This is a genomic window from Kitasatospora sp. NPDC057223, assembly GCF_042669755.1.
GTDB lineage: Bacteria > Actinomycetota > Actinomycetes > Streptomycetales > Streptomycetaceae > Kitasatospora.
Map to the genome: position 1 here is coordinate 31,081 of NZ_JBHUWW010000046.1, position 24,613 is coordinate 55,693.

The 24,613-nt window shown below is 75.1% G+C and carries 17 protein-coding genes and 1 pseudogene; 10 read left to right on the top strand and 8 right to left on the bottom strand.

The window, feature by feature from the left end; translation table 11 throughout:
* From ACFUK0_RS18295 to ACFUK0_RS18335, 9 genes are read left to right on the top strand one after another with little or no spacing between them, the layout of a single operon-like run.
* Positions 1–2,238, top strand: a complete 2,238-nt coding sequence (locus ACFUK0_RS18295) for a TOMM precursor leader peptide-binding protein (protein ID WP_380251304.1) — start codon at positions 1–3, stop codon at positions 2,236–2,238.
* Entirely contained in the window at positions 2,228–4,165 is a 1,938-nt protein-coding gene (locus tag ACFUK0_RS18300) for a TOMM precursor leader peptide-binding protein (RefSeq protein ID WP_380251306.1), read from the top strand. Before ACFUK0_RS18295 ends, ACFUK0_RS18300 begins: the two co-directional genes overlap by 11 nt.
* A gap of 34 nt (positions 4,166–4,199) precedes the next feature.
* Entirely contained in the window at positions 4,200–5,783 is a 1,584-nt protein-coding gene (locus ACFUK0_RS18305) for a SagB family peptide dehydrogenase (RefSeq protein WP_380251308.1), read from the top strand.
* Positions 5,770–8,604 carry a lantibiotic dehydratase gene (locus ACFUK0_RS18310; RefSeq protein ID WP_380251310.1) on the top strand — a complete coding sequence of 945 codons (2,835 nt, stop codon included), beginning with the start codon at positions 5,770–5,772 and terminating at the stop codon, positions 8,602–8,604. The genes ACFUK0_RS18305 and ACFUK0_RS18310 overlap by 14 nt, the downstream gene beginning before the upstream one ends.
* Positions 8,597–9,676 (top strand): lantibiotic dehydratase C-terminal domain-containing protein, encoded by a 1,080-nt coding sequence (locus tag ACFUK0_RS18315; protein WP_380251312.1) that lies wholly within the window; start codon positions 8,597–8,599, stop codon positions 9,674–9,676. Before ACFUK0_RS18310 ends, ACFUK0_RS18315 begins: the two co-directional genes overlap by 8 nt.
* Positions 9,673–10,905, top strand: coding sequence for a peptidase M50 (locus ACFUK0_RS18320; RefSeq protein WP_380251314.1), 1,233 nt, complete (start codon positions 9,673–9,675; stop codon positions 10,903–10,905). Before ACFUK0_RS18315 ends, ACFUK0_RS18320 begins: the two co-directional genes overlap by 4 nt.
* Before the next feature lie 42 nt (positions 10,906–10,947).
* Positions 10,948–11,883 carry an ABC transporter ATP-binding protein gene (locus tag ACFUK0_RS18325; RefSeq protein WP_380251316.1) on the top strand — a complete coding sequence of 312 codons (936 nt, stop codon included), beginning with the start codon at positions 10,948–10,950 and terminating at the stop codon, positions 11,881–11,883.
* Positions 11,880–12,632 carry an ABC transporter permease gene (locus ACFUK0_RS18330; protein ID WP_380251318.1) on the top strand — a complete coding sequence of 251 codons (753 nt, stop codon included), beginning with the start codon at positions 11,880–11,882 and terminating at the stop codon, positions 12,630–12,632. Before ACFUK0_RS18325 ends, ACFUK0_RS18330 begins: the two co-directional genes overlap by 4 nt.
* Complete coding sequence (locus ACFUK0_RS18335; RefSeq protein ID WP_380251320.1) at positions 12,629–14,575, top strand: TOMM precursor leader peptide-binding protein; 1,947 nt, start codon at positions 12,629–12,631, stop codon at positions 14,573–14,575. Before ACFUK0_RS18330 ends, ACFUK0_RS18335 begins: the two co-directional genes overlap by 4 nt.
* A 53-nt stretch (positions 14,576–14,628) precedes the next feature.
* Here ACFUK0_RS18335 and ACFUK0_RS18340 read toward each other — a convergent pair whose 3' ends face one another.
* Positions 14,629–14,817, bottom strand: a complete 189-nt coding sequence (locus tag ACFUK0_RS18340) for a thiazolylpeptide-type bacteriocin (RefSeq protein ID WP_380251322.1) — start codon at positions 14,815–14,817, stop codon at positions 14,629–14,631.
* Between the two features lie 186 nt (positions 14,818–15,003).
* On the opposite strand from ACFUK0_RS18340, the gene ACFUK0_RS18345 reads away from it, so the two are divergent.
* Entirely contained in the window at positions 15,004–16,281 is a 1,278-nt protein-coding gene (locus ACFUK0_RS18345; RefSeq protein WP_380251324.1) for an amidohydrolase, read from the top strand.
* Positions 16,282–16,373: 92 nt separating this feature from the next.
* Here ACFUK0_RS18345 and ACFUK0_RS18350 read toward each other — a convergent pair whose 3' ends face one another.
* The 7 genes and pseudogenes from ACFUK0_RS18350 to ACFUK0_RS18380 form a co-directional block, all read right to left on the bottom strand.
* The gene (locus tag ACFUK0_RS18350; protein ID WP_380251326.1) at positions 16,374–17,477 is read right to left on the bottom strand and encodes a FecCD family ABC transporter permease; all 1,104 of its coding nucleotides are present in this window, start codon (positions 17,475–17,477) and stop codon (positions 16,374–16,376) included.
* The gene (locus ACFUK0_RS18355) at positions 17,474–18,547 is read right to left on the bottom strand and encodes a FecCD family ABC transporter permease (RefSeq protein ID WP_380251328.1); all 1,074 of its coding nucleotides are present in this window, start codon (positions 18,545–18,547) and stop codon (positions 17,474–17,476) included. The genes ACFUK0_RS18350 and ACFUK0_RS18355 overlap by 4 nt, the downstream gene beginning before the upstream one ends.
* Entirely contained in the window at positions 18,544–19,380 is an 837-nt protein-coding gene (locus ACFUK0_RS18360) for a siderophore-interacting protein (RefSeq protein WP_380251330.1), read from the bottom strand. Before ACFUK0_RS18360 ends, ACFUK0_RS18355 begins: the two co-directional genes overlap by 4 nt.
* A gap of 70 nt (positions 19,381–19,450) precedes the next feature.
* Positions 19,451–21,169, bottom strand: coding sequence for an ABC transporter ATP-binding protein (locus ACFUK0_RS18365; protein ID WP_380251332.1), 1,719 nt, complete (start codon positions 21,167–21,169; stop codon positions 19,451–19,453).
* Entirely contained in the window at positions 21,162–22,991 is a 1,830-nt protein-coding gene (locus ACFUK0_RS18370; protein ID WP_380251334.1) for an ABC transporter ATP-binding protein, read from the bottom strand. Before ACFUK0_RS18370 ends, ACFUK0_RS18365 begins: the two co-directional genes overlap by 8 nt.
* 79 nt (positions 22,992–23,070) lie before the next feature.
* On the bottom strand, positions 23,071–23,295 hold the full coding sequence (locus tag ACFUK0_RS18375; RefSeq protein WP_380251336.1) for an MbtH family protein: 225 nt from the start codon (positions 23,293–23,295) through the stop codon (positions 23,071–23,073).
* A 130-nt stretch (positions 23,296–23,425) separates the two neighbouring features.
* Positions 23,426–24,613 (bottom strand): annotated as a pseudogene (locus tag ACFUK0_RS18380) (non-ribosomal peptide synthetase); the annotation flags it as partial.

Genomic DNA, 24,613 nt, shown 5'->3' on the forward strand with positions numbered 1-24,613 from the left:
ATGGCCGCGTACGAGGAGATCGCCGACACCCGCCCACGGATCCGCCGTGACGTGCTGTTCAGCCGGACGCCGACCGGCGTGCTGTTCCACAACGCCCACGGCGGCTTCAACCTGACCACCAAGGAGGCGTACCGGTTCGCCTCACTGATCGTCCCGCACCTGAACGGCCGGCACCGGGTGGCGGAGATCTGCCAGGGGCTCGGCGAGCCGCAGCGGCGGATGGTCGGCGACCTCGTCCACGCGCTGTACCAGCGCGGCTTCGCCCGGGACGCCGGTCCGGAGCAGACGCCCGAGGTGGCGCCGGATCCGCAGGTGGCGGAGCGGTTCGCCGCGCAGATCGACTACATCGACCACTACGTGGGCGACGCGGCGGGCCGCTTCGGGCGCTTCCGCGGTACCCGGGTGGCGGTGCTGGGGGACGACCTGACGGCACGCTGGTGCGCGCTCAGTCTCGTCCGCAACGGGTGCGCCGAGATCGGTGTGCTGCCGGGCGTCGACCGGGTGGGGAACGGGTTCGGCGAGGTGGAGGAGGAGGCGAAGGCGCTGACGGCGGCCGGCTGTCCGGTGTCGGTGAACCGGCTCGGCGGCGGGGACCAGCTGGACTGGGCCGACCTCGACGGGTACGACCTGGTCCTGGTGACCGGCGGGCCCGCCGCACCCCGGCAGATCGTCCGCCTGCTGGCCGCCGGGATACCCGGGGGCCGCCGGCTGCTGGGCAGTTGGACGTTCGGTGGCCGGGCGGTGACCGGGCCGGTGATGGCCCCGGACACGGCCGGCTGCTGGGTCTGCGCGGCCCTGCGGCTCGGCGCCGGCGCCGACACCGGGGCCGCCGCCGACCTGTGGAGCTCGCTCTCCCCGCTGGCGCCGCTCGCCCCCGCCGGCCCGCGGATCGGCCGGCCGCTCGCCGCGATGATCGGCAACCTGCTGGGCTACGAGGTGTTCCGGCTCACCACCGGCGCCCTGCCGGCCGAGACCGACGGCAAGCTGATCATCCAGGACCTGGACTCGCTGGACGTGGTCGCCGAGCCGCTGCTCCCGCACCCGCGCTGCCCGCACTGCGCGGGGCACGACACCCCGTCGCACCGGCCCGTCGTCCTCGGCCTGCCGGCGACGGACGAGCTGCCCGCCGACGGCGCCGCCGAGGAGGGCGCCGCGCAGGCCGCACTGGCGGAACTCGACACCCGGGCGGTACTCGTGCGTCCGAACGCGGGCGTCTTCACCGCCTACACGGACGACGCCTGGAACCAGACACCCCTGAAGGTGAGCACGGTGGGCCTCGCGCTCGGCCACGGCGTGCGGCGGGAGGTGGCCGCGTTCGACGTGCACCATGTCGCCGGGGCCCGGCTGCGCGCGCTGTACCGGGCGGCCGAGGTCTACGCCGAGCACGTGGTGCCGCTGACCGGACTGCTCGGCCCGGCCCAGGCTCAGGCCTCGCACGGGCGGCGGCCGCTGATCGGGCCGCAGTCGCTCGGCACGGCCTCCGGCACCTGGACGGGCAGCGCCGACGTACCGGCCTGGGGCCGGGCGCACTCGCTGCTCGACGGCTCCGAGGTCCTCGTCCCGGCGGCCGCGCTGCGCACCCTCGGGGCGGACAACCGGGACCGGGCGTTCGAGGCCACCGCCGCGGGCACCGGAGCGGGCGCGACCGAGGGCGAGGCGGCGGCCAGGGGGCTGCTGTCCGCGCTCTCCTACGACGCGCTGCGCCGGGCGCTGCGCGGCGCACCCACCGCCCGGGTCGATCCGGAGGCCTTCCCCGACGACGCGGAGCTGGTGTTCCTGGCCCGCTCCGCGAAGAACCTCGGCCTGGAGCTCGACCTGCTGGAACTCGCCGCGGGCTCGCACCGGGCCGTCCCCGTGGTGCTCGCCCGGGCCGCCGACCCCGGCACCGGCCGGCCCGTCTGGGCCCTCGGCAGCGGCCTGCGGCTGCGGCACGCGGTGCTGGAGGCGGTGCGGGACCTGCTCGGACAGGCCCAACTCGGCCGTGACCAGGGACCGGACGGCGAGGTCGACACCGGCGACCCGCTGATCCGCGAACTGGATCCGCGCGCCCTGACGGCCGGCCCCGGCGCGCCGCTCGACCCCGCACCGGGCACGGACTGGACGACGGTGCTGGACACCCTGCGGGCCGCCGGCCGGGACGTCCTGCTCGCCCCCGCCGGGGCGACGGACCTGCGGGCCGGCCGCATCGAGGTCGCCCGGGTGCTGCTCACCGACGGGGCGGCCTCCGGTGCCCGTTGACGTCCTGCCCCGCCCGGCCGGCCCGCAGCCGCCGCAGGCCGGGCTCACGGGATTCACCGGGCCGTGGGCCGAGGTCTGCGAAGCGCTGGCGGCCCGGCTCGCCGACGCCCCGGAGCCCGTCCGGGTCTCGATGCTCGGCGCCAGGGACGAGCTGGCGGTGACCGACCCGGCAGGGGGCCCGGCCACGCCCGTCCAGCTGTACGGGCACCATGCGATCGTCGGGCCGGCGGCGGGCGACGGCACTTCGCCGTGCCCCCGCTGCCTGGCCCGGCGCTGGCAGGCCGTCCGCTCCGGGCCGCTGCGCGAGGCGCTGGAGCTGGGCGACGCCACCCGGGCGGCCGGCAGCCCGCCGTGGGCCGTGCCGTTCCTCGCGGACGCCGTCGCCGCACTGGCCGCCGCCCGGCGCGAGCGCACCGCCCCGGCCGGCCGGCTCCCCGTCGTCGACCTGCTGGACCTGGAGACCCTGCACGTCAGCGGGTTCCCGCTGGTGGCGGACGCCGAGTGCCCGCAGTGCGACCGGCGCACCGAGGACTGCGCGGACGGCGCCCGGATCGAGCTGCGGAGCCGGCCGAAGCCCGCGCCGGACGTGTTCCGGCTGCGTGGCGCCGAGGAGTACGAGCTGCCGTTGGAGGCGTTCGTCAATCCCGTCGCCGGGATGCTCGGGCCCTCCGTCGTCCCCGACCTGGTGTCCGCCTCCACCTCCTCCACGGTCGGCTGCTTCACCATGCGCTCCGGCGACTACCTGCGGGAGTGCTTCTGGGGCGGCCACACCGCCAACTACCGTGCCAGCACGCGGGTCGGGCTGCTGGAGGGGCTGGAGCGCTTCGCCGGGATGCGGGCCCGCGGCCGGCGCACCACCGTCCGGGCCGCGTACCGGGACGTCTCCGGGCAGGCCGTGGACCCGCGGGTCTGCGGCCTCTACCCGGAGGAGTTCCACCGGGGCGAGCCCGGCATCCGGCCGTTCACGCCCGAGCGGGTGATCCCCTGGGTGTGGGGGTACTCGCTGCGCGACCAACGGCCCGTCCTGGTACCGGAGATCCTCACCTACTACCACGCGCCCGGCGGCCTGGAGAACCGGTTCGTCCAGGAGAGCTCCAACGGCTGCGCCTCCGGCGGCTGCCTGGAGGAGGCCGTCTACTTCGGGCTGATGGAGGCCGTCGAGCGGGACGCCTTCCTGCTCGCCTGGTTCGGCATGCTCGACCTGCCCGAACTGGACGTGTCCGATGCCGAGCGGCCCGAAATCCCGGCCTTGGTCGACCGGTTGGCGATGTACGGCTACCGCGCCCGGTTCTTCGACACCCGGATCAGCTTCCCGATCCCGGTGGTGACCGCCGTGGCCGAGCGGATCGACGGCGGGCTCGGCCGGCTCTGCTTCGGGGCGGGCGCGAGCCTCGACCCGGAGGCGGCGCTCTGGGCCGGGCTCTGCGAGATCGCCACCGACGCCGTCAACCTGCGCCGTCGCACCGCCCGCGAGGAGAAGCGGCTGCGGGCGATGGCCGCGGACTTCGACCGGATCCACGTCCTGCACGACCACCCGCTGGTGTACGGCCTGCCCGAGATGGCCCGGCACGCCGACTTCCTGCTGAAGCCGGACCGCCCCCGGACGGCGGGGCTGGACAGTCTGCGCGGGCCGGGCGCGATCCGGCCCGGCGGCGATCTGCGCGAGGACGTCCTGGCCTGCGTCCGGGCGGTGACCGACGCCGGTTTCGACGTGGTCGTGGTCGACCAGACCATGCCCGAGCAGCGCGACCTCGGACTGCACACCGCGAGCGTACTGGTGCCCGGTCTGCTGCCGATCGACTTCGGCCGGCGGCGCCAGCGCGCCCTGACCATGCCCCGGCTGCGCACCGCGCCGCGCGAGGCCGGGCTGCGCGACCGGGACCTGCGGCCGGCGGACCTCAACCCGGCGCCGCACCCGTTCCCCTGACCCCAACCCCTGACCGGACCAGAGAGGAGCGACCATGGGCTACGCCCACGCGTACGCGAACGCGGTGATGCGGCGGGGCCGGGTCCCGATGGAACCGGCGGACTTCGTGCCCGACTGGGCCGACCGCCCCCGGAAGGGCAGGTTCCACCCCGGGGCCGAGCGCTTCCCGCTGCCCGACAGTGACGCCCCGCCCACCGCGACCGTGCAGGACGGCCTGTTCGGCGGGCCCGGCGACGGCGCGTTCACGCTGCCGCTGCTCGGCGGGATGCTCCAGGACTCGTACGGCCTGACCGGCCGCCGGCTGGCCGTGCAGGCCAACTCGGACCTCGGCACGCTGCCCTTCTACACGCACGCCAACTGGTCGCGCGGCACCGCCTCCGGCGGCGGGCTCTACCCGATCGGCATCCACTGGGCCGCCGGGCCGAGCGGGCCGCTCACCCCCGGGGTCTACCACTACGCGACGCCGCACCACTCGATGGAGCGGCTGCTCGCCGGTGACGTCTCGGCCGAGGTCCGGGCCGCGCTGGGCGACCCGGACGGCTTCCCGGAGACGGACCAGTTCCTCGTCCTGAGCGTCAAGTTCTGGCAGAACGCCTTCAAGTACAACAGCTTCTCGTACCACGTCGTCACCATGGACATCGGCGCGCTGCTGGCGACCTGGCGGCTCTGGGCGCAGGCCCGCGGCCTGCGCGTCGGGGCCGCGTTCTGGTTCGACGAGGAGCGGATCGGGCGCCTGCTGGGATTCTCCCCGCAGGAGGAGGGCGTGTTCGCCGTCGTCCCGCTGCGCTGGGAGGGCGAGCCGGCCCGGCAGGGCGCCACCGGCGGCGGTGCCCGCGTCGGGCTCGCCGACCAGGAACGCTCCCGCCGGGTGTTCACCTTCGAGACCGTCCGGCTGATCCACGAGGCCACGCTGGAGGGCGCCGCCGTGCGGCCCCCGGCCTACGCGCTCACGGCGGCGCTGGCCCGGCCGGCGCCCGCGCGGGGCGAGGTCGTGCCGCTGCCCGCGCCGCAGCCGCTCGACCTGGGGGTGCGCGAGGCGCTGCGCTCACGCCGCAGCAGTTTCGGCCGGTTCACCTCGACGCTGCCGATGACCGCCGGGCAGCTGTCCGCGGCGCTGGCCGCCGCCGCCGCGGGCGCCGACCTCGGCAGCGACGTGCAGGCGGCCGACGGGGCCGCCCCGGCCAGGCTGTACGTCTTCGTCAACCACGTCGAGGGGGTGCCGCCCGGGGCGTACGCCTACGACCCGGCGCAGGGCGGGCTGCGGCTGCTGAAGGCCGGCCCGCAGGGCGCCTTCCTCCAGCGGAACTACTTCCTGTCGAACTACAACCTGGAGCAGGCGGGCGCGGTGATCACCGCCGCGGCGCCCACCCCGGCCGTGCTGGACGCGGTCGGTGACCGGGGGCTGCGGCTGGTCAACGCGAGCGTGGGCGCGGTCTCGCAGGCCGTCTACACGGCGGCGTCCGCCCTCGGGCTCGCCTGCGGGGTGGCACTCGGCTTCGACTGCGTCTCGTACGCGGAGGAGTTGGGGCTGGACAGCAGCGGCGAGATACCGCTGCTGATCATGATGGTCGGCCACGAGCGCCCCCACCCGGCCGACTTCAGCCATGCGATCGCCTGAGCGGGCGGAGGACCAGGTGAGCCGGCAGACGCCGAGCCAGGAGACGCCGAGCCCGGCGAGCGGGGACCAGGTGAGCGAGGAGACACCGATGAACGGCCGGGGAGCGGGCATCCTGAGCCCGCGGTTCATGCTGCGGGCCGCCGGACTGCCCGTCGAGACGGTGCACAGCCTGCGCAGCCCGGCCGCGCGCGACTGGGCCGACGAGCTGCTCGCCGAGGAGGAGCGGCTCGCCGCGCTCGGCGAGCAGCTCAGCGAACCGCTGGCCGCGCTGGTCGGCTCCGCACCGGACGACCGGCGCCGCCGGCTGCTCGCCGTACGGCGGCAGGTGTTCAACAACCGGCTGCCGCAGGACCAGGCAGCCGCGCTGGCCCTGGCCGCGGAGCTGGACCCGCCGACCGGCGACCTGCTCGCGCACTGGCTGCACTCCCGGCGCAGGCTGGCGGACCTCCAGCACGCCGGGCACGCCCTCGTCGAGGGTGAACTCGCCTCCACCCGAGCCGAACTGCGCCGACTGGCCGGATCGGAGCCGCTGCGGCTGGGGCTGCTGCTGGCCTCGCCGACCCTGGAGGCCAAGCTCGACGCGTTCGTCGCCGCACCCGCCGCCGCCACCGACAAGCGGACCCGCAAGATGGAGCGCTCGCTGCTGTCCTATCTGTACCGGACGGCGTGCAAGACCAGCCCGTTCAGCACCCTCACCACCGTCGCCCCCGGCACGTTCCGGGCTTCGGCCGAAGGGGAGTTGACGCTCGGCGGCGAGCAGACCGGCCACGCCCGGCTGAACGTCGTCGTGCTCAGCCGGATCGCCGAGCTGATCGGCGCCGACCCCGGGCGGCGCCGCGACCTGCCCGTCGCGCTCGCCTCCGGCTGGGTGCTGGACGAGGACCGGGTGCGCTACGTCCGGCGTTCGGTCACGGCGGGCGACGACAGCGCCGCGGTGAGCTTCGACGCGGCCCAGGACCGGCTGTTCTTCCTGCGGCTCAGCGGAGTGCTGGAACAGGTCCTCGGGCACCTCGGCGACCGCCCGCTGATCCGCCACCGTGAACTCTCGGACCTGCTGCGGGAGGGGACGGACGCCACGGCGGAGGAGGCCGAGCACTACCTGACCACCCTGCTGGAGCTCGGCATCCTGCAACTGCCCTGGCTGACCACCGACGTGCACAGCCACGACCCGCTGCACTCCTTCACGGCCGCGCTCCGCTCACTGGACCGCCCCTGGGCCGACGCCGTCGCCGCCCGGCTGGACGGCCCCGCCGACTGCGTGGCCCGCTACCCCGCCGCCGACGTGCCCACCCGCCGCCGCCTGCTGGCCGCGCTCCGCCGGGACCTGCTGGCCGTCCAGGCCGACCTGGGCGCCGAGTCGCCCGCCCTGCCGCAGACCCTGCTGTACGAGGACGTGACGGGCCAGGCGGCCGAGGCGGACGCCGGCGAGTGGGCGCGGCTGGCCGGTGAACCGCTGCGCTCGCTCGCCCGGATCCTGCCGGTCTTCGACGTGGCGCTCGCCCAACGGCTCACCCTCAAGGGCTTCTTCCTCGTCCGGTACGGCCGGGGCGGGCGCTGCGAGGACCTGCTCAAGCTGGTCCACGACTTCCACGAGGACATCTTCCACCAGTACCTCCAGTTCACCTCGCAGAAGCCGGCCGCCGGCGCGGACAACGCCTACCCGGCGGAGGAGAACTGGCTCGGCCTGCCGGAGATCACCGCTCTGGACCGGGCCCGGACCGAACTGGCCGGCCGGATGAACGCGCTGTGGGAGGGCCGGGCCGACGACGCCCGGGAGATCGAGCTCGACGGCGCCGCCCTGGGCGCCGTCGCGGACGAACTCGCCCCACTCGCAAGGGGATTCGAGCCGTACAGCCACTTCCTCCAACTGGCCCGCCGAGCCGGTGACCCCCTGGTGGTGCTCAACAACTCCTACGGCGGCCTCTGCTTCCCCTTCACCCGCTTCACCCACTGCTTCGACACCGGTGGCGCCCCGGCCGCCGACAGCCTGCCGGCCGCACTGCGCGAGGGCCTGCGCGAACTCCGCCCGCCCGGCGCCGTGTTCGCCGAGATCACGGCCGGGGCCGCCACCACCAACCTCAACCTGCACACCCGGCTGACCGACTACGAGATCGTCTGCCCGGGCGAGACCAGCACGGCCCCCGAGGAAAGCCGGATCCAGCTCGACGACCTCTACGTCGAGCACGACACCGCGACCGACCGGCTGGTGCTGCGCTCCCGGCGCCTCGACCGCGAGGTCGTCCCGCTGTACCTGGGCTACCTCGTGCCGATGGTGCTGCCCGAGATCCCCCGCACCCTGCTGCTGTTCTCGCCCACCTCCCGGGTGACGCCTGAGGCCTGGCGCGGGGTGCCCGCCGCGCCCGCCGTCGACGGGGTGGCCCACCGGCCGCGCCTGCGGCACGGCAGTCTCGTCCTGCACCGGCGCGCCTGGAGCGCCGAACCCGGCTCACTGCCGCAGCCGCAGCCGGCCGACGGCGACGCCGAGCGGTACCTGCGCTGGCAGCGCTGGCGCCGGCGGCACGGTCTGCCCGGCCAGGTGTTCGCCAAGGTGCGCCCCGCCCCGCAGGCCGGCGGGGCCGGCGGCTGGCAGGGCGCCTCCAAGCCCCAGTACGTGGACTTCGACAGCCCGCTGTCGCTGATCGCCCTGGACGCCCTGCTCGCCGGGCGCAGTGTCCAGGTCGCCTTCGAGGAGATGCTGCCGGGCGAGGACGCCCTGCACGTGCGCTCCGCGCAGGGCCGCCACGTCGCCGAACTCGCCGTCGAGACCCACCCGTACACCGCCGCCGCACCGGAGCAGCAGGGAGAGCAGAGCCTTGACTGACCTCACCACCCGCCCCCGCTCCGGGCCGACCGGAGGCGGATCCGGGCCCGGCGACTGGCTGGCCTTCCACGTCTTCTACGCCGCGAGCCCGCGGCCGCTGCTGCTCCAGTGCGTGCGCCCGCTGGTCGAGGAGCTGACCGGGGAGGGCCTGCTGGCCGGCTACTTCTTCATCAACTACTGGCTGGAGGGCCCGCACGTCCGGCTGCGGCTGCGGCCCTCCTCCCCCGCCGCGGCCGCCGAGGTGCAGGAGCGGGCGCAGCGGGCGATCGGCGGATTCCTGCGGGAGCGGCCCGCGTTGTACGAGGTGAAGGGCGGCTTCCTGGCGGAGCTGTACAACACGCTGTTCGAGCTGGAGTACCCCGAGGAGCAGCGCGGGCGGCTGCTCGGCCCGGACGGCAGGATGCGGCTGCGGGAGAACAACACCTTCAGCGCCGAACCGTACGAGCCGGAGTACGGCAAGTACGGCGGCCCGGCCGGGGTGGCGCTGGCGGAGTGGCACTTCCAGCGCTCCAGCGACCTGGTCATCGAGGCCGCCCGCAGCATGAACGTGCACCTGCGCACGGTCGTGCTGGGGCTGTCGGCCCAGCTGATGATGACGATGTCGGGCTGCTTCCTGCCGCAGGAGGCGCCGCTGCTGGACTTCCTGGACCGCTACCACGCCTTCTGGAACGGTGCGTTCGAGGGCACCAACTACACCGCGCAGGACGGCTACGACCGCGCGTACGGCACCATGGACGCCGCCCTGCCGCTGCGCTTCCGGGTGATCCGCGAGGCCGTCGCCGAGAGTGCCCTGGACCGGCTGCCGGGCTTCCTGCGCGGCTGGGCGCAGCACAGCCTGGAGCTGCGCGGGCGGGCCCTGGACCTGACCCGGCGCGGGGACCTGGTGTTCCGCTCCTGGGACGGCACGCGTGACCTGCCCGTCGACGACCCGGCGCAGTCGCTCCCGATGCTGCTCTCGCCGTATCTGCACATGACCAACAACCGCCTGTCGGTGACGGTGCGGGACGAGGCCTACCTGTCGTACGTGCTCGCCCGGGCGCTGCGCGAGCCGTCCCCGGCGGCGGCGCCGTGAGCGGGCGGGAGCTGCTGGCGCTGAGACCACGGCTGCGGCCGGGGGTCCGGATCAGCCGGGCGCTGCGGCGCGGCACCTCGACGATCCACCTGCTGCACGACCCGGGCAGTGGCCGGCGCCTGGAGGTGGGCGTCAAGGAGCACTTCATCATCGCCCGGCTGGACGGCGCCCGGTCGCTGGACGAGATCGGCGAGGAGTACGCCCGGCGGTTCCGGGCCCGCCTCGGCGAGCAGCAGTGGCAGCAGATGCTCCGGCTGCTGTACGGGCGGGGACTGCTGGCCGACGGGCCGCCGCAGGAGCCCGAACCGCCGGCGCCGGCGGCCCGTTCGACGCTGCTGCGCGGCAGTGTCCGGATGACGGCGGACGCGCCCGCGCTGGTGGAGCGGCTGCACCGGGCGACCGGTTTCGCCCGCCGCCGGGGCTTCCTGGTGCCGTTGGCCGCCCTGGTGGTACTGCTGCTGGCCGCGGTCGCCGCCGATCTCGGCCGGCTCACCGACGACACCGCGCGGCTCAGCCACCAGCCGGTGGCGTTGGCGGCCGTCGGCGTGCTGCTCTGGCTGAGCCTCGGACTGCACGAGCTGGCGCACGGCGTGGTGGCCCGCGCCTACGGCGGCCGGACGACGGAGATCGGCCTGCGCCGGGTCCTGGTGATGACGTACCTCTACTGCGAGGTGGAGGACGTCCGGTTCTTCGGGCGGCGGCGCGAGCAGATCGCCACGGCCGGCGCGGGCGTGCTGATGAACCTGCTGTACCTGGTGCCGTTCTACCCGGTCTGGGCGCTGCTGCCCGAGCACGCGCAGGCGCGGCCGTTCCTCGGCGGGCTGCTGCTGCTCGGCACGGTGATGGCGCTGGCCAACCTGCTGCCGCTGCCGCCGCTGGACGGCTACAAGATCCTCGGGTACGCCCTCGGCACCGTCCAACTGGCCACCGACAGCCGCACGTTCGTCGCCCTGCTGGTGCGCGCCGCCGTCCGGCGCGGCAAGCCCGGCGCGCTCGCGGCGTACCCGGGGCGGCTGCGCCTGGCGCTCGGCGGCTACACGCTGGCCTGCGCGGTGCTGGCCGGGGCGGCGCTCGCGCTGACCGGGCCGCTCTGCCGCCGGCTGCTGCCCGACGGCTACGCGGGGGCGGCGGGCTACGCCCCGGCGCTGGTGGCCGGCGCCGCGCTGGTGCTGTGGGCGGTCGGCCTGCTCGCCAGAGCCGTCCGCCGCCGGGGCGGCGCCGCCTCGTGACCAACCTCCGTCCACCGGCAAGGTCCAGCAAGGGAGCACAGGATGAGTGAAGGCGCAGGCGCCGCCGCGGTCGCGCTGGCGGGTGTGGTCAAACGCTACGACGGGGTGGTGGCGCTCGACGGGGTGTCGCTGACGGTCGGGCGCGGCGAGTTCTTCGGCATCCTGGGGCCGAACGGCGCCGGCAAGACCACGCTGATGGAGATCGTGGCGGGCATGCGCCGGCCGGACGCGGGCACGGTCACGGTGCTCGGCGAGAGCCCGTGGCCGCGCAACACGGCGCTGCTGCGCCGGATCGGCGTGCAGACCCAGGCGTCCACCTTCTTCACCCGGCTGACCGCGGCGGAACATCTGGAGACCGTCGCCGCGCTGTACGGCCTGGAGCGGTCGGCCGCCGCCCGGGCCCTCGGCCTGGTGGACCTGGCGGCGAAGGGGGGCAGCCGGGTCGACGACCTGTCGGGCGGCCAGCGCCAGCGGCTCGCGCTGGCCACCGCGCTCATCCACGAACCCGAGCTGATCTTCCTGGACGAGCCGACCGCGGCGCTCGACCCGGAGGCCCGCCGCTCGCTCTGGGAGGTGCTGCGCGCGCTGCGCGGCAGGGGGCGGACGATCGTCTACACCACCCACCACCTGGACGAGGCCGAGGCGTTGTGCGACCGGGTGGCGATCGTCGCGGGCGGCTCGGTGCTGGCGCTGGACACCCCGGGCAGCCTGGTCCGGTCGCTGGCGGCGCCGGCCCGGCTGCTCATCCCCTCGGACCGGATCTCGGTCGCGGACGCCCGGGGCATCGACGGCGTGGACGAGGTGCGCGTGGAGGGCGGTGAGGTGGTGATCGAGACCAGGGCCGCCAACCGGGTGCTGGTGGCGGTCGGCGCCCTGGTCGGCATGGAGTCGATCCAGACCCGGACCGCGACGCTGGAGGACGCCTACCTGCGGCTCACCGCGGCCGGCCCGGCCACCGGATCGGAGCGGAGCCGGTGAGCGCCTACACCGCCATGACCCGGGCCACCTACCTGGCGTACGTCCGGGACCGCACCTCGGTCTTCTTCACCTTCGCCTTCCCGCTGATCTTCCTGGTCGTGTTCGGGCTGTTGTTCCGGGGCCAGTCGGTCGACGGCGGGATGGCGTACATCAACTACACCGCCCCGGGCGTGCTGGCCTGGGGCATCGGCAACGCGGCGCTGTTCGGGGTCGCGTTCACGCTGATGCACTGGCGCCGGGACGACCTGCTGCGGCTGATCTGGCGCACGCCGACGCCGCTGCCCTCGGTGCTGCTGTCGCGCTACGCGGTGGCGCTGGGCACCGGGCTCGTCCAGGCGGTGCTGTTCACGGGCGTCGCGCTGCTGCCGGTGTTCGGACTGCACCTGTCGTCGTCCTGGCCGCTCGGCCTGCCGGTGCTGCTGTTCGGGGTCACCGCGTTCGTCGCGATCGGCCTGGTGGTGGGCAGCCTGGCGAACACGCCGGAGGCGGTGGCCGCCATCGCCAACTGCGTGATGGTCCCGATGGCCTTCCTGTCCGGCGCGTTCTACCCGATCGACCTCATGCCGGGCTGGCTGCAGGCCCTGTCCCGGGTGCTGCCGCTGCGCTACTTCGTCGACGGGGTGAGTGACGCCGTCGCCGGGCGCCACGGGGTCGGCGGGCCGGCCCTGGCCTGCCTCGGACTCGCCGTGTTCGCCGCCCTGTTCGGGGCGCTGGCCGCCCGGACCTTCCGTTGGAGCAACCGGACATGACGACCACCGCCACCCGTACCCCGCTGCCGCTGCACGCCGCCCGGAAGGCCCTGGCGGCCGCTCTCGCCGAACGCGCCGCCGCAGCCGGCCTGCCCGCCCCGGCCGTCGTCGCGCTCGGCGACCGGGACGTCCTGCGGCCCGAACCCGCCGGGCAGGCGCACCGGCGGGCCGCCGCCGGCGTCCACCTGACCGCGCAGGCCGTGCTGGTCGGCCCGTGGGGCGGTTCGCCGGGCGGCGCACCGGCCTGCGGGACGTGCCTCGCAATGCGCTGGCAGCGGCTGCGCAGCCGGACCGAACGCGAGGCCCTGGAGACCGGGCTCGGCACCACCGTCCTGGACAGCGACTGGCCGCTGCTGACCGGGTACGCGCTGGACGGCGTCTGGGCGCTGTGCCGCCTCGTCGCGGAGGCCGCGGGACCGGCGACCGGCCTGCCGCAGGTCTCCCGGCTCGACCTGGAGACGCTCCAGGTGCAGACCGTGCCGCTGCTGCCCGAACCGCTCTGCCCGGTCTGCGGCAAGGGCGCGGCCGGCGGCGACGGCGAGGGCGCGGCCGACGGTGAGGGCGCGGTGCTGCCGCTGCTCCCCCGCCCCAAACCGGCCCCGGACGGCTACCGGCTGCGCTCCCCCGGCTCGTACGGGCTGCCCGCCGCCGCACTCGCCAACCCGGTCTGCGGGGCGCTCGGCGCGGGCACCTGGTCGGACGTCACCTCGCCGACCACCGCGCCGGTGGCGGGCAGCGTCTTCATGCGCGGATACGCCGGGCTCACCGACGTCACCTGGAGCGGGCAGTCCAACTCCTTCCGCAGCAGCCGCGACCTGGCGTTCCTAGAGGGCCTGGAGCGTTACGCCGGCACCCACCGCCGCCGCCTCGCCCCGATGCCTGTGGACTCGTACCGCAACCTGGCCGGCCGGGCGGTGGACCCGCGCGACTGCGGCCTCTACCCGCCGCGGACGTACCGGGACGACCCGCTGCTCAGCCCCTTCGACCCGGATCGGCCGATCCCCTGGGTGCAGGGCTACTCGCTGCGCGACGACCGGCCGGTGCTGGTGCCGGCCCGGCTCTGCTACTACAGCGCGGGGCTGGCGTCCGACAACTTCGTCTTCGAGTGCTCCAACGGCTGCGCGATCGGCAGCTGCCTGGAGGAGGCGATCCTGTTCGGGCTGCTGGAGCTGATCGAGCGGGACTCGTTCCTGCTCGGCTGGTACGGGAACGCCCGGCTGACCGAGATCGACCTCGCGTCCTGCTCCGGGCGCGACCTGCACGCGATGGTGGACCGGGCGGCCCTGCAGGGGTACGACGTCCACGTGTTCGACAACCGGGTCGATCTCGCCGTGCCCGTGGTCACCGGTCTCGCGGTGCGGCGGGGCGGCGGCCCCGGGTCGCTGGCCTTCGCGGCGGGTGCCGGGTTCGACCCGGAGCAGGCGGTGGAGTCCGCCGTGTCCGAGATCCTCACGTACATCCCGCACCTGCCCGGCCAGGTGCGCGAACGCCCGGCCGAACTCGCCGCGATGGCGCAGGACTTCGATCTGGTGCGCCGACTACCGGACCACGCCGCGCTGTTCGGGCTGCCGGAGATGGCCCGGCACGCGCGGAGCTACCTGGAGCCGGCGGCCGTCCGGCCGTTGGACGAGGTGTACGACGGCTGGGCGAAGACCCGCCCGGCCTCCGCGGATCTGCTGGACGACCTGCTGTTCTGCCGGGACGAGCTGGCCCGGGCCGGCTTCGACGTCATCGCGGTCGACCAGACCTCGCCGGAGCAGCGGGAGTTGGGGCTGCACACGGTCTGCACGATCGTGCCCGGCCTGCTCCCGATCGACTTCGGCTGGCAGCGCCAGCGGGCCCTGACGATGCCCCGGCTGCGCACCGCGCTGCGACGCGGCGGCCTGCGGGCGACGGACCTGCGGGACGACGAACTGCGCCTGGTACCGCACCCGTTCCCCTGAGCGGAACGCCGTCAGCCCCCTCACCGAGGGGGCTGACGGGCCGGACCGCAGGGTCAGGCGGTGCAGCTGGTGGTGCTCGTGGTGCTGGAGCAGGTGCTGGTGCTGGAGCAGCTGGTGGACGAGCCCAGCATGACCTCGCTGGCGTCCGAGTAGTCGCTGATCTCGAAGGTCTCCGACTCCAGGTTCAGGATCTCCTGCGCGAGGGAGGCGAGATTCGTGTCCGCGCTGTTGACGGCAGCCATGGGAACTCCTTCTGGACGCTGGGGACGGCCCGGCCGCAGCGGCCGGACCGGGCATCACGGGCGGGGCGGGCCCCACCGCTGACACCTGTCTACGCGACGGCACTGGCAGACCCGCCTGCCGCCCGCTGTCACCTCACTGACACCGCAGGCCGGCGGCCTGCCCTCCCCGTTGGAACCGGAGCCCCGATGCCCTCAGCAGACCTCCCCCCGGCCGACCTCGCCGAGGCGGCCGGCTTCTACCTCGACCTGCACCGCCACCCGGAGCTGTCCGGTCAGGAGCAGCGCACCGCCGCCCGCCTCGCCGAGCGCCTCACCGCCGCCGGGTACGCGGTGGAGACCGGCATCGGCGGCCACGGGGTGGCCGGCGTGCTGCGCAACGGCCCCGGCCCGGTGGTGCTGCTGCGCGCCGAACTCGACGCCCTGCCCGTCGAGGAGCGGACCGGCCTGCCGTACGCCAGCACCGTGCGGGCCCGCGCGGCGGACGGGCGCGAGGTGCCCGTGATGCACGCCTGCGGCCACGACGTCCACCTGGCCTGCGCCGCCGGGGCCGCGACCGCGCTGGCCCGGAGCGCGGAGCGCTGGCGCGGCACCGTCCTGGTCGTGGGACAGCCCGCCGAGGAGACCCTGGAGGGGGCCCGGGCGATGCTCGCGGACGGCCTCTACCGCCGGTTCGAGCCGCCGTCGGTGGTGCTCGCGCAGCACACCGCCCCGCTGCCGGCCGGGATGGTCGCGCACGGCGCGGGCCCGGTGACGGCCGGGAGCGTCACGCTGGAGGTGGTGATCCACGGGCGCGGCGGTCACGCCGGCGCGCCCCATCTCGCCGTCGACCCGGTGCTGGCCGCCGCCTCGGTCGTCCTGCGCCTCCAGTCGGTCGTCGCCCAGGAGACCGGCCCGGCCGAGCCGGCCGTGCTGACCGTCGGCTCGCTGCGCGCGGGCGGTCCCGCGAACGTCATCCCGGACGAGGCGCGGCTCGGCGTCACGCTGCGGGCGTTCTCCGAACAGGCCCTGGAGCGGATGGTGGTGGCCGTGCGTCGGATCGTCGCGGCGGAGGCCCGGGCCTCGGGCTGCCCCCGGGAGCCGACGGTCGAGGTGACCTCCCGCTCCGGGGTGAACCTGCCCGACGCGGCACTGACCGCGACCGTCCGGGCCGCGCACGAGGGCGCGTTCGGGCCGCGGCGGGTCACCGGCTGGCCGCCCGCGACGGCCACCGACGACTTCCCGCTGTTCGGCGCGGCCGGCGCGGGGCTGCACGGCGTGACCGGGATCCGGACGGCGTACTGGATGCTCGGCATGGTCGGCCCGGAGCAGTGGGCGGCGGCGCCCGGCGGGTCGGCGGCCGGGAAGCTGGCGGCGCTGCCGCCGAACCACTCCCCCGAGTTCCGCCCGAACGTCGGCCTGACGCTGCGGACGGGCATCGCCGCCCTGTCCACGGCGGCCCTCACCCAGCTGACGGCCGCGCCCTGACGGCGGCTGCGCCCACGACGCTCGCCACAGCCGGCCAGGCGCCCGGCCGGGTGCGGACAGCCGGGTGCGGACGGCCGGGTGCGGACAGCCCGTCAGGCGTGGCCGGTCCGCCACTGGCGAGCGATCAGCCAGACCAGGTAGCAGCCGCCGACCAGCCCCGTCAGGACACCCACCGGGAGCTGGGTCGGGGCCAGCAGGCGCTGCGCCGCGATGTCGCTCACGGCCAGCAGCACCGCCCCCGTCAGCGCCGATCCCAGCAGGTTCGGCCCGGTCGCCCGGGTGAGCCGCCGGACGGCCTGCGGGGCGATCAGCGCGACGAACGGGATGGGCCCGGCGGCGGCGGTCGCGGCAGCCGTCAGGCCGACGCCCACCAGCACCAGCCAGATCCGGATCCGCTCGGCCGGGATCCCGAGCGAGGAGGCGACGTCGTCGCCCATCTCCAGCATCCGCAGCGGCCGCCCGAGCAGCAGCGCGGCGGGGAGCAGGACCGTCAGCACCGCGGCCATCGGGCCGCAGTGCTCCCAGCCACGGGCGTTCAGACTGCCGGTCAGCCAGACCGCCGCACTCTGCGCGTCGCTGAACGAGGCCCGGGCGATCAGGTAGGCGTTGAGCGAGGAGAGCAGTGAGCTGACGCCGATGCCGACCAGCACCAGCCGGTAGCCCTGGGTGCCGCCGCGCCGCGAGAGGAGGTAGACCAGCAGCGCGGTGAGCAGCCCGCCGACGACCGCGCCGCCCGCCACCACGGCTGCGCTGCCGCCGATCACCAGGATCACCGCGAGCGCCCCGGTGGCCGAGCCGACGGTGAAGCCGATGACGTCCGGGCTGCCGAGCGGGTTGCGCGCCAGGGTCTGGAACAGCGCGCCGGCCAGGCCCATGGCCGCGCCCACCAGCAGCGCGGTGAGCAGCCGGGGCAGCCGGACCTCCATGACGATGTACCGCTGGCCTCGGGTGCCGCCGCCGGTGAGCACGTCGAGGACGCCGGAGACCGGCAGCGGGAAGTCACCGACGGTCAGGGTCCAGACGACGGCGCCGAGCAACGCGACCAGCAGCAGGCCGCAGACCGCGGTGGCCCGGGGGTGCCAGCGCAGCGAGCGGCCGGCCGGCAGCCGTACGGCGTGCAGCGGGACGGGCCGGGTGGCGGCGGGCGGGCTCTGGGGGGTGTCGGCCGGGCGGTGGACCGCCGTGCTGGTGTTCACAGTTGGGCGATCCTCCGGCCCCGGACGAGGGCGATGAAGAGCGGTGCGCCGACGAACGCCGTCACGACGCCGACCTGGAGTTCGGCCGGGTGCAGGACGAGGCGTCCGACGATGTCGGAGCCGACCAGCAGGACGGGCGCGAGCACGGCCGACAGGAGCAGCACCCAGCGCTGGTCGGGGCCGCAGACGTAACGGGCCAGGTGCGGAACGGCCAGGCCCACGAAGGCGATCGGGCCGACCGCCGCGGTGGCAGCGCCGCAGAGCAGGGTGACGGCGAGCATGCTGAGCATCCTGGTCCGGCCCGGGTTGGCGCCCAGCGCGTGCCCCGCGTCGTCGCCCAGGGCCATCGCGTTGAGCGGGCGCGCGAGCAGCAGGGCGATCACGCCGCCCGCCGCGAGGAACGGCAGGACCTGCCGGAGCACCGCGGCGTCGACGCCCGCGAGGGTGCCGACCTGCCAGTACCGGAAGCGGTTCAGGGTCAGCGGGTCGAGCAGGATCAGGCCGTTGACGACGGCGGTCAGCACGGCGGTGACGGCGGTCCCCGCCAGCGCGAGGCGTACCGGCGTGGCGGAGCTGCGCCCGCCGGCTCCGAGGACGTGCACGACGACGGCCGCCACGGCCGCGCCCGCCAGGGCGAACCAGACGAACGAGCCGAAGCTGCGCAGGTCGAGCAGGGCGGTGCCGAGGGCCACCGCGGCGGCGGCTCCGCCGTTCACGCCGAGCAGGCCGGGGTCGGCCAGCGGATTGCGGGTGAGCGCCTGCATCAGGGCGCCCGCGAGCCCGAGCGCGGCGCCGACGACGATGCCCAGCAGGGTGCGCGGGATCCTGGCGTGGTGCACCACGATCCAGTCCTCGGAGGCCGGCTCCCGGTGCAGCAGGACGTGCAGCACCTGACCGGGCGGGATGTAGCGGGCGCCGACGGCGATCGAGGCGAGCGCCAGCACGGCCAGCAGGGCCAGCGCGCCCAGCAGCCAGGCGACCCGCCGGGACGTGCCCGGCCTGCGGGCCGGCCCGGGGGCGGCGGCCGGGGCGGGAGCCGGCGCGGGGGGTTCCAGGGTGGCGGCGGTCATGCGTGGTCGGCGTCGTCCTCGTGGTGGTCGTGGTTGGCCACGCCCCGCTTCCAGTAGCCGTCCACGTCGACCTGCTCCTTCAGCAGGCCGCGCTCACGCCGGAGGTGACGGCGGATCGGCTTGAGGGAGTTGGCCTCACCACCCACCCAGGCGAAGCCGAGGCCCGCGGGCAGTTCGGCCGCGCGGATGGCCCGCTCCAGCAGGTCGGTGCTCCCGGAGGGGGCGGCGCCCCGGTGCAGCCAGGTGAGGGTGAGGTCGGCGGCGCTCTCGATCACCTGCTCGTCCTCGGGGCCGGACACCTCGGCGAAGGCGATCACCCGGACGCCGGCGGGCAGCATCTCGGCCCAGCGGGCCAGCGCGGGCAGGGCGGTCTCCTCGGCGCCGAGGAGGTACCAGTCGTGGACGAACGGGAGCACCTCGGAGCCGCGGGGGCCGAAGACGCCCAGCCGCATGCCGGGTTGGGCGGCGGCGGCCCAGGTGGAGCCGACCCCGGTGCCGTGCAGCACCATGTCGATGTCGAGTTCCCGCTGCTCACGGCGGTAGTGACGCACCGTGTAGTCGCGGGTCAGCGGCTCCGACATGCCGTCGGGGGCGTCCATCCAGGTGTCGTTCTCGACCACCGGCTCGACCGGCAGCTCCGCGCCCGACTCGGCGAAGCAGAGCTTGACGTGGTCGGTCGGCTCCTGCTCGCAGAAGCCGTCGAGCGCCTCGCCGCCGAAGGTGACCCGGACGGTGCCCGGGGTGATCCGGTGCACCCGCTTGACCTCCAGGAGGCGGTACTTGAGCGGGTGCCGCACGATCCGCATGCGTGGCGGAGCGGTCTCGGTGGTCATCGTTCGGTCCTGTCCGGTGTCGGGTGGCGCCGGCCGGCGGCACGGGGAACTCGCTGTCGATTAGGTTAGCCTAACCTGATACGGGCAGGCCAGTGGCCGTCTCCACCGGAAGCCTGCCGCCCTCCAGCCGGATCACCCTGGGCATCCGGGCGATGGTCTCCGGCCGGTGCGCGATCACCACCAGCGTGCAGTCGGAGCGCAGTTCGTCCAGCGCGTGCTCCAGCCGGGCCGCCGTCACCGGGTCGATGTCGGCCGTCGCCTCGTCCAGCACCAGGACCGCCGGGTCGGCCAGTACCGCCCGGACCAGCCCGAGGATCTGCCGCTCGCCGGCCGACAGGTTGCCGCCGCGCTGGCCGACCTCCGCGTCCAGTCCGCCGGGGAGCCCGGCGATCCACTCCCGCAGGCCGAGCCGGTGCACCGTCCGCTCGATCCGCGCGCGGTCCGGCGCGCCCTGGACCAGCGCCAGGTTGTCGGCGATCGTGCCCGAGACCATCCGGACCTCCTGCGGCACGAGCACCACGCGGCGCCGCAGTTCGGACTCCGGGATCTCCCGCAGGTCGACCCCGGCGAAGGTGACCGCCCCGTGGTCCGGCCGGTAGAGGCCGCACAGCAGCTTGGACAGCGTCGTCTTGCCCGAGCCGGTCTCGCCGACCACGCCCGTCCGGCTCCCGGCCGGGAACTCCAGCGTGATCGCGTGCAGCACCTGGCCGTCCGAGCGGTAGGCGTACCCGACGCCGGCGCAGTGCAGGTCGCCGCGCTCCGGCAGCGCGGGCGCGGCGGGCCGCGGCCGCACCGGCTCCGGCTCGGTCGCGGCCAGCAGGTCGAGCAGGCGGGCCAGCCCGGTCCGGGCCGTCTGCACCTCGCCGACCAGCTGGGAGAGGTCGGTGAAGGAGTCGAAGAGGTTGCGGCTGGCGACCACGAAGACCACGACCGCGCCGATGCTGAGGCTGCCGCGCCCGACCAGCCAGCCGCCGGCCAGCAGCAGCGCCACCAGCGCCAGGCCCTCGACCAGGCTCACCAGGTCGATCCGGTTCTCCACCCGCAGGGCGCGGCGCGCCGTCCGCACCGCACGGGCGTTCTCCCGGTCGAAACGCCGCGCCCAGCCGGGCAGTCCGCGCGAGGTCTGCAGCGCCTCACGGGCGGTCAGCGTCTCGCTGAAGGTCGCCGCGACGGTCGCCTCGGCGCCGGCCTTGCCGCCGAAGGCGGCGGCCGCGTCCCGCTGGAACCAGCGGGTCACCAGCAGCGTCAGCGGCAGGAACACCACCAGCTGGACGAGCAGCAGCAGCCAGGAGTACCCGGCGAGCACCACCAGGGTGAACACCAGGGTCGCCGCCGAGGCCACCAGGTTGCGCAGGTGCAGGCGGACGAACGCGGCGAGTTCGGCCACCTCGCCGGTCGCCCGGCGCAGCAGCTCCCCGCTGCGGTGGGTCTCCAGGAAGCGCAGCGGCGCGGTGGCGAGGTTCTCCACGCACCGCTCCCGCAGGGTGCGGACGACCTGTTCGCCGGCCCGGATGAGCAGCAGTTCGCCGGCCCTGGCGAAGCCCAGCTGGGCGAGTGCCAGCAGCACGAGCAGCACGACGGCGACGGCGAGTCCGGTGCGGTCCCCGGAGGTGACGGCGTTGGCGGCCAGGCCGATCAGCGGCGCGACGGCCACCAGGGCCGCCGAGTCGGCCAGGCCGACGCCGAGCGCGACGGCGAGGCGGCCGCGGTGCGGGCGCAGGTACGGTGCGGCCCGGCGCAGCACCGCGTGCTGGTCGGCCTCCTCCTGGAGCAGGGGCTGCTCAGCCACGGCCGGCCTCCCCCGCGCTCACGGTCACGGGGGTCACTGAGGTCACTGAGGTCGATGAGGTCACTGCGGGCCTTTCGGTGGGTTCGGCCGGCGCGAGGATCCGGACGACCCGGTCGGCGGCCGCCAGGACGGCACTGCGGTGGGTGGTGAAGACGACGGTGCGGCCTTCGGCCCAGCCGCGCAGCCGGTCCAGGACGAGCTGTTCGGTACCGGTGTCCAGGGCCGAGGTGGAGTCGTCGAGCAGCAGCAGCACCGGGTCGCCGAGCAGCGCCCGGGCGATCGCCAGTCGCTGGACCTGACCGCCGGACAGGGCGGTTCCGCCCTCGCCGAGTTCGGTGCCGTAGCCGTCCGGCATCGCGCTGAGCTGGTCGTGGATGCCGGCGATCCGGCAGGCCTCGTACAGCGCCTCGTCGTCGAGGTCACGCCCGAGCCGGAGGTTGTCGGCGACCGTGCCGGAGAGCAGCACGGGGCGTTGGGCGACGTACGCGATCCGGGTGCGGACCTCGTCCAGGGCGACGGTGCGCAGGTCGGTGCCGCCGTAGGCGACCGTCCCGGTGTCCGGGTCGTCGAGGCGGACGGCCAGCCGCAGCAGGGTGCTCTTGCCGGCGCCGGTGGCCCCGGACAGCGCGACGAACTCGCCGTGCCGGACGGTGAGGTCGAGCGGGCCGAGCACGGTGCGGCCGTCCCGGACGGCGCTGACGCCGGTGAGGGTGAGGTCTCCGGTGGCGGGCAGCGGCCGGGCGTCGGCCGGGGCGGGCTCGGTCACGTCGGGCTGCAGGGAGAGGGCCTCGTCGATGCGGGCGGCGGCGACGTCGGCCTGCCCCCGCTCCAGCAGCCGGTCGACCAGGACCCGGGTCGCCAGCGTGATGATGGCCATCCAGGAGGTGAACGCGACCAGGGCGCCCAGGGTGAGCCGGCCGTCCATCACCGCCAGGCCGCCGATGCCGACGCCTGCGGCGACGGCCAGGCGGGGGACGAACGGGGCGACGGCGGCCCAGGTCGCCTCGATCCGGGCGGCCGTGACGGTGCGCTCGGTGACCTCGGCGCTGGCAGTGTGGTGCCGTTCGACGAGCGGGCGGTGGCCGCCGGTGCCGCGCAGGCCGGTGCCGACCTGCAGCAGGTCGGCGACGGCGTCGGCCCGCACGCCGTGCACCCGGGAGAGCTCCCCGCTGGCGGCGGCGAACCGCTTGGGGAAGTAGAGGTTGACCCAGACCAGGAACGGCAGCGTGGCGAGGGTGACCAGCAGCAGGCTGAGGTCGAGGGCGGCGAGGGCGGGCAGCACCACGACGAAGGTGGTGCCGAGCACCACCCAGATCGCGAGGCCGTGCACCCACTCGCGGACGAGGTCGGTGTCGCGGGTGGCCCGCATCGCGAGGTCGCCGTGGCCCCGGGAGGCGAGGGCGGCGCGGTCGAGGCCCGACAGGTGGCGCAGCAGCCGCGAGCGCAGGTCGGCGCCGACCTTGGCGTCGGCGTAGCCGGACCAGTACTGCCAGCCGTAGAGGCCGGCGAACTGGACGAGCGCGGTGACGGCGGTGGCCCCGCACCAGAACAGCAGGGCGCCGCCGTCGTCCTTGCCGAGCCCGTCGTCCAGGGCCCGCTGGACGCACCACGGGACGGCGAGCAGGGCGACCTGCCGGATCGCGGCGGCGATCATCGCGACCGCGACGGTCGCCCGGTGCGGGCGCAGCGAGCCGCGCAGCAGGGCGCGGGCGCGCCGGCGGCGTTCGGGCGAGAGCGCGCCGGGCGCCAGGTCCTCGTCGGCCAGCTGTTCGGCGGTCAGCTGAAGGGGGTGGTCGGCCGGGTCCGTCTGTGGGGTGCTCACGTCGATCGGTAGTCCGTCTGGTCGCAGCGGTCAGGGCCCGGAGCGGGGGGACGGCGTGCCGCCGTCCCCCGTGGCTCCGTCAGGCGTGGACGGACTCGGTGCGCGCGACCAGCGAGGCCGGCCGCATGTCCGTCCAGGTGGCGTCGACGTACTCGGTGCAGCCCTGGCGGGTGTCCTCGCCGTGGGTGACCGTCCAGCCGGCCGGGATCTCCGCGAAGGCGGGCCACAGCGAGTGCTGGTTCTCGGCGTTGACGAGGACGTAGTAGCGGGCGTCGTCGTCCTCGAAGGGGTTGGTCGCGGTCATGGTCGTACTCCTCGGGTTGTTCGGGCGTCAGGGGGTGTCAGGGGGTGTCAGGGGGTCAGTCGGAGCAGGGGGTGGCCGTGCCCCCGGGGATGTCGAGGGCCACGTCCACCGTCCGCTCGACCAGGAACTCGGCGAGCGCGGCGACGGTGGGCCGGGTCAGCAGGTCGGCGAGGGACAGGGCGCCCTCGAAGTCCGCCCGCAGACGCTGGAGCAGCGACAGCGCGAGCAGGGAGTGCCCGCCGAGGTCGAAGAAGTTCTCGTCGACACCGAGGCCGGGCAGTCCCAGTACCTCGGCGAAGGCGGCGTGCACCACCTTCTCGCTGGCGTACCGGGGCTCCCTCAGCGGTCCGGCCGTCGTGAAGTCGGCTGCGCCGGGCGCGGGGAGAGCCTTGCGGTCGAGCTTGCCGTTGACGGTCAGCGGCAGCTCGTCGAGCACGACGAACGCGGACGGGACCATGTACTCCGGCAGGCGCCCGGCAAGCATACGACGGACCACGGGGGTCTCGATAAGGGTACCCTCACTCGGCACCAGGTAGGCGGCGAGGCGCTTCACGCCGGGGGTGTCCTCGCGGACCACGACCGCCGCCTGCGCGACCCCGGGATGCTCCGCGATCGCGTCCTCGATCTCACCCGGCTCCACCCGGTAACCCCGGATCTTCACCTGGTCGTCCACCCGCCCCAGGAAGTCCAGCAGACCGTCCTGACGCCACCGCACCACATCACCCGTGCGGTACATCCGACCACCCGGCTCACCGAACGGATCCGCCACGAACCGCTCCGCCGTCAGACCCGGCCGGTTCAGATACCCCCGCGCCAGACCCACACCCGACACGTACAACTCACCCGCCACACCCACCGGCACCGGCCTCAGCGAAGCGTCCAGCACATGCGCCCGGGTGTTCCAGATCGGCCGGCCCACCGTCGCCGTCGCCGAATCCAGCGTCCCACCGCCCAACGTGTTGATCGTGTACTCCGTCGGCCCGTACAGGTTGTAACCCATGACACCGGGCGTCTCCCGCAGCCTCGACCACAACGTCTCCGCCACCGCCTCACCACCCAGCAGCACCAGCACCGGACGATGCCGACCCTCGTCCAGCAGACCCCGGTCGACCAGCGCCTGCGCGTAGGAGGGGGTGACGTTGATGACGTCGATCTCGTACGCGGCGCAGTAGGCGGACAGCGCCTCGGCATCGCGGCGCAGCGACTCGTCCATCACATGGACTTCGTGGCCCTCGACCAGCCAGAGCAGCTCCTCCCACGACATGTCGAAGGAGAACGAGACCGTGTGCGCGATCCGCAGCCGGCGGCCGCCCGCCGA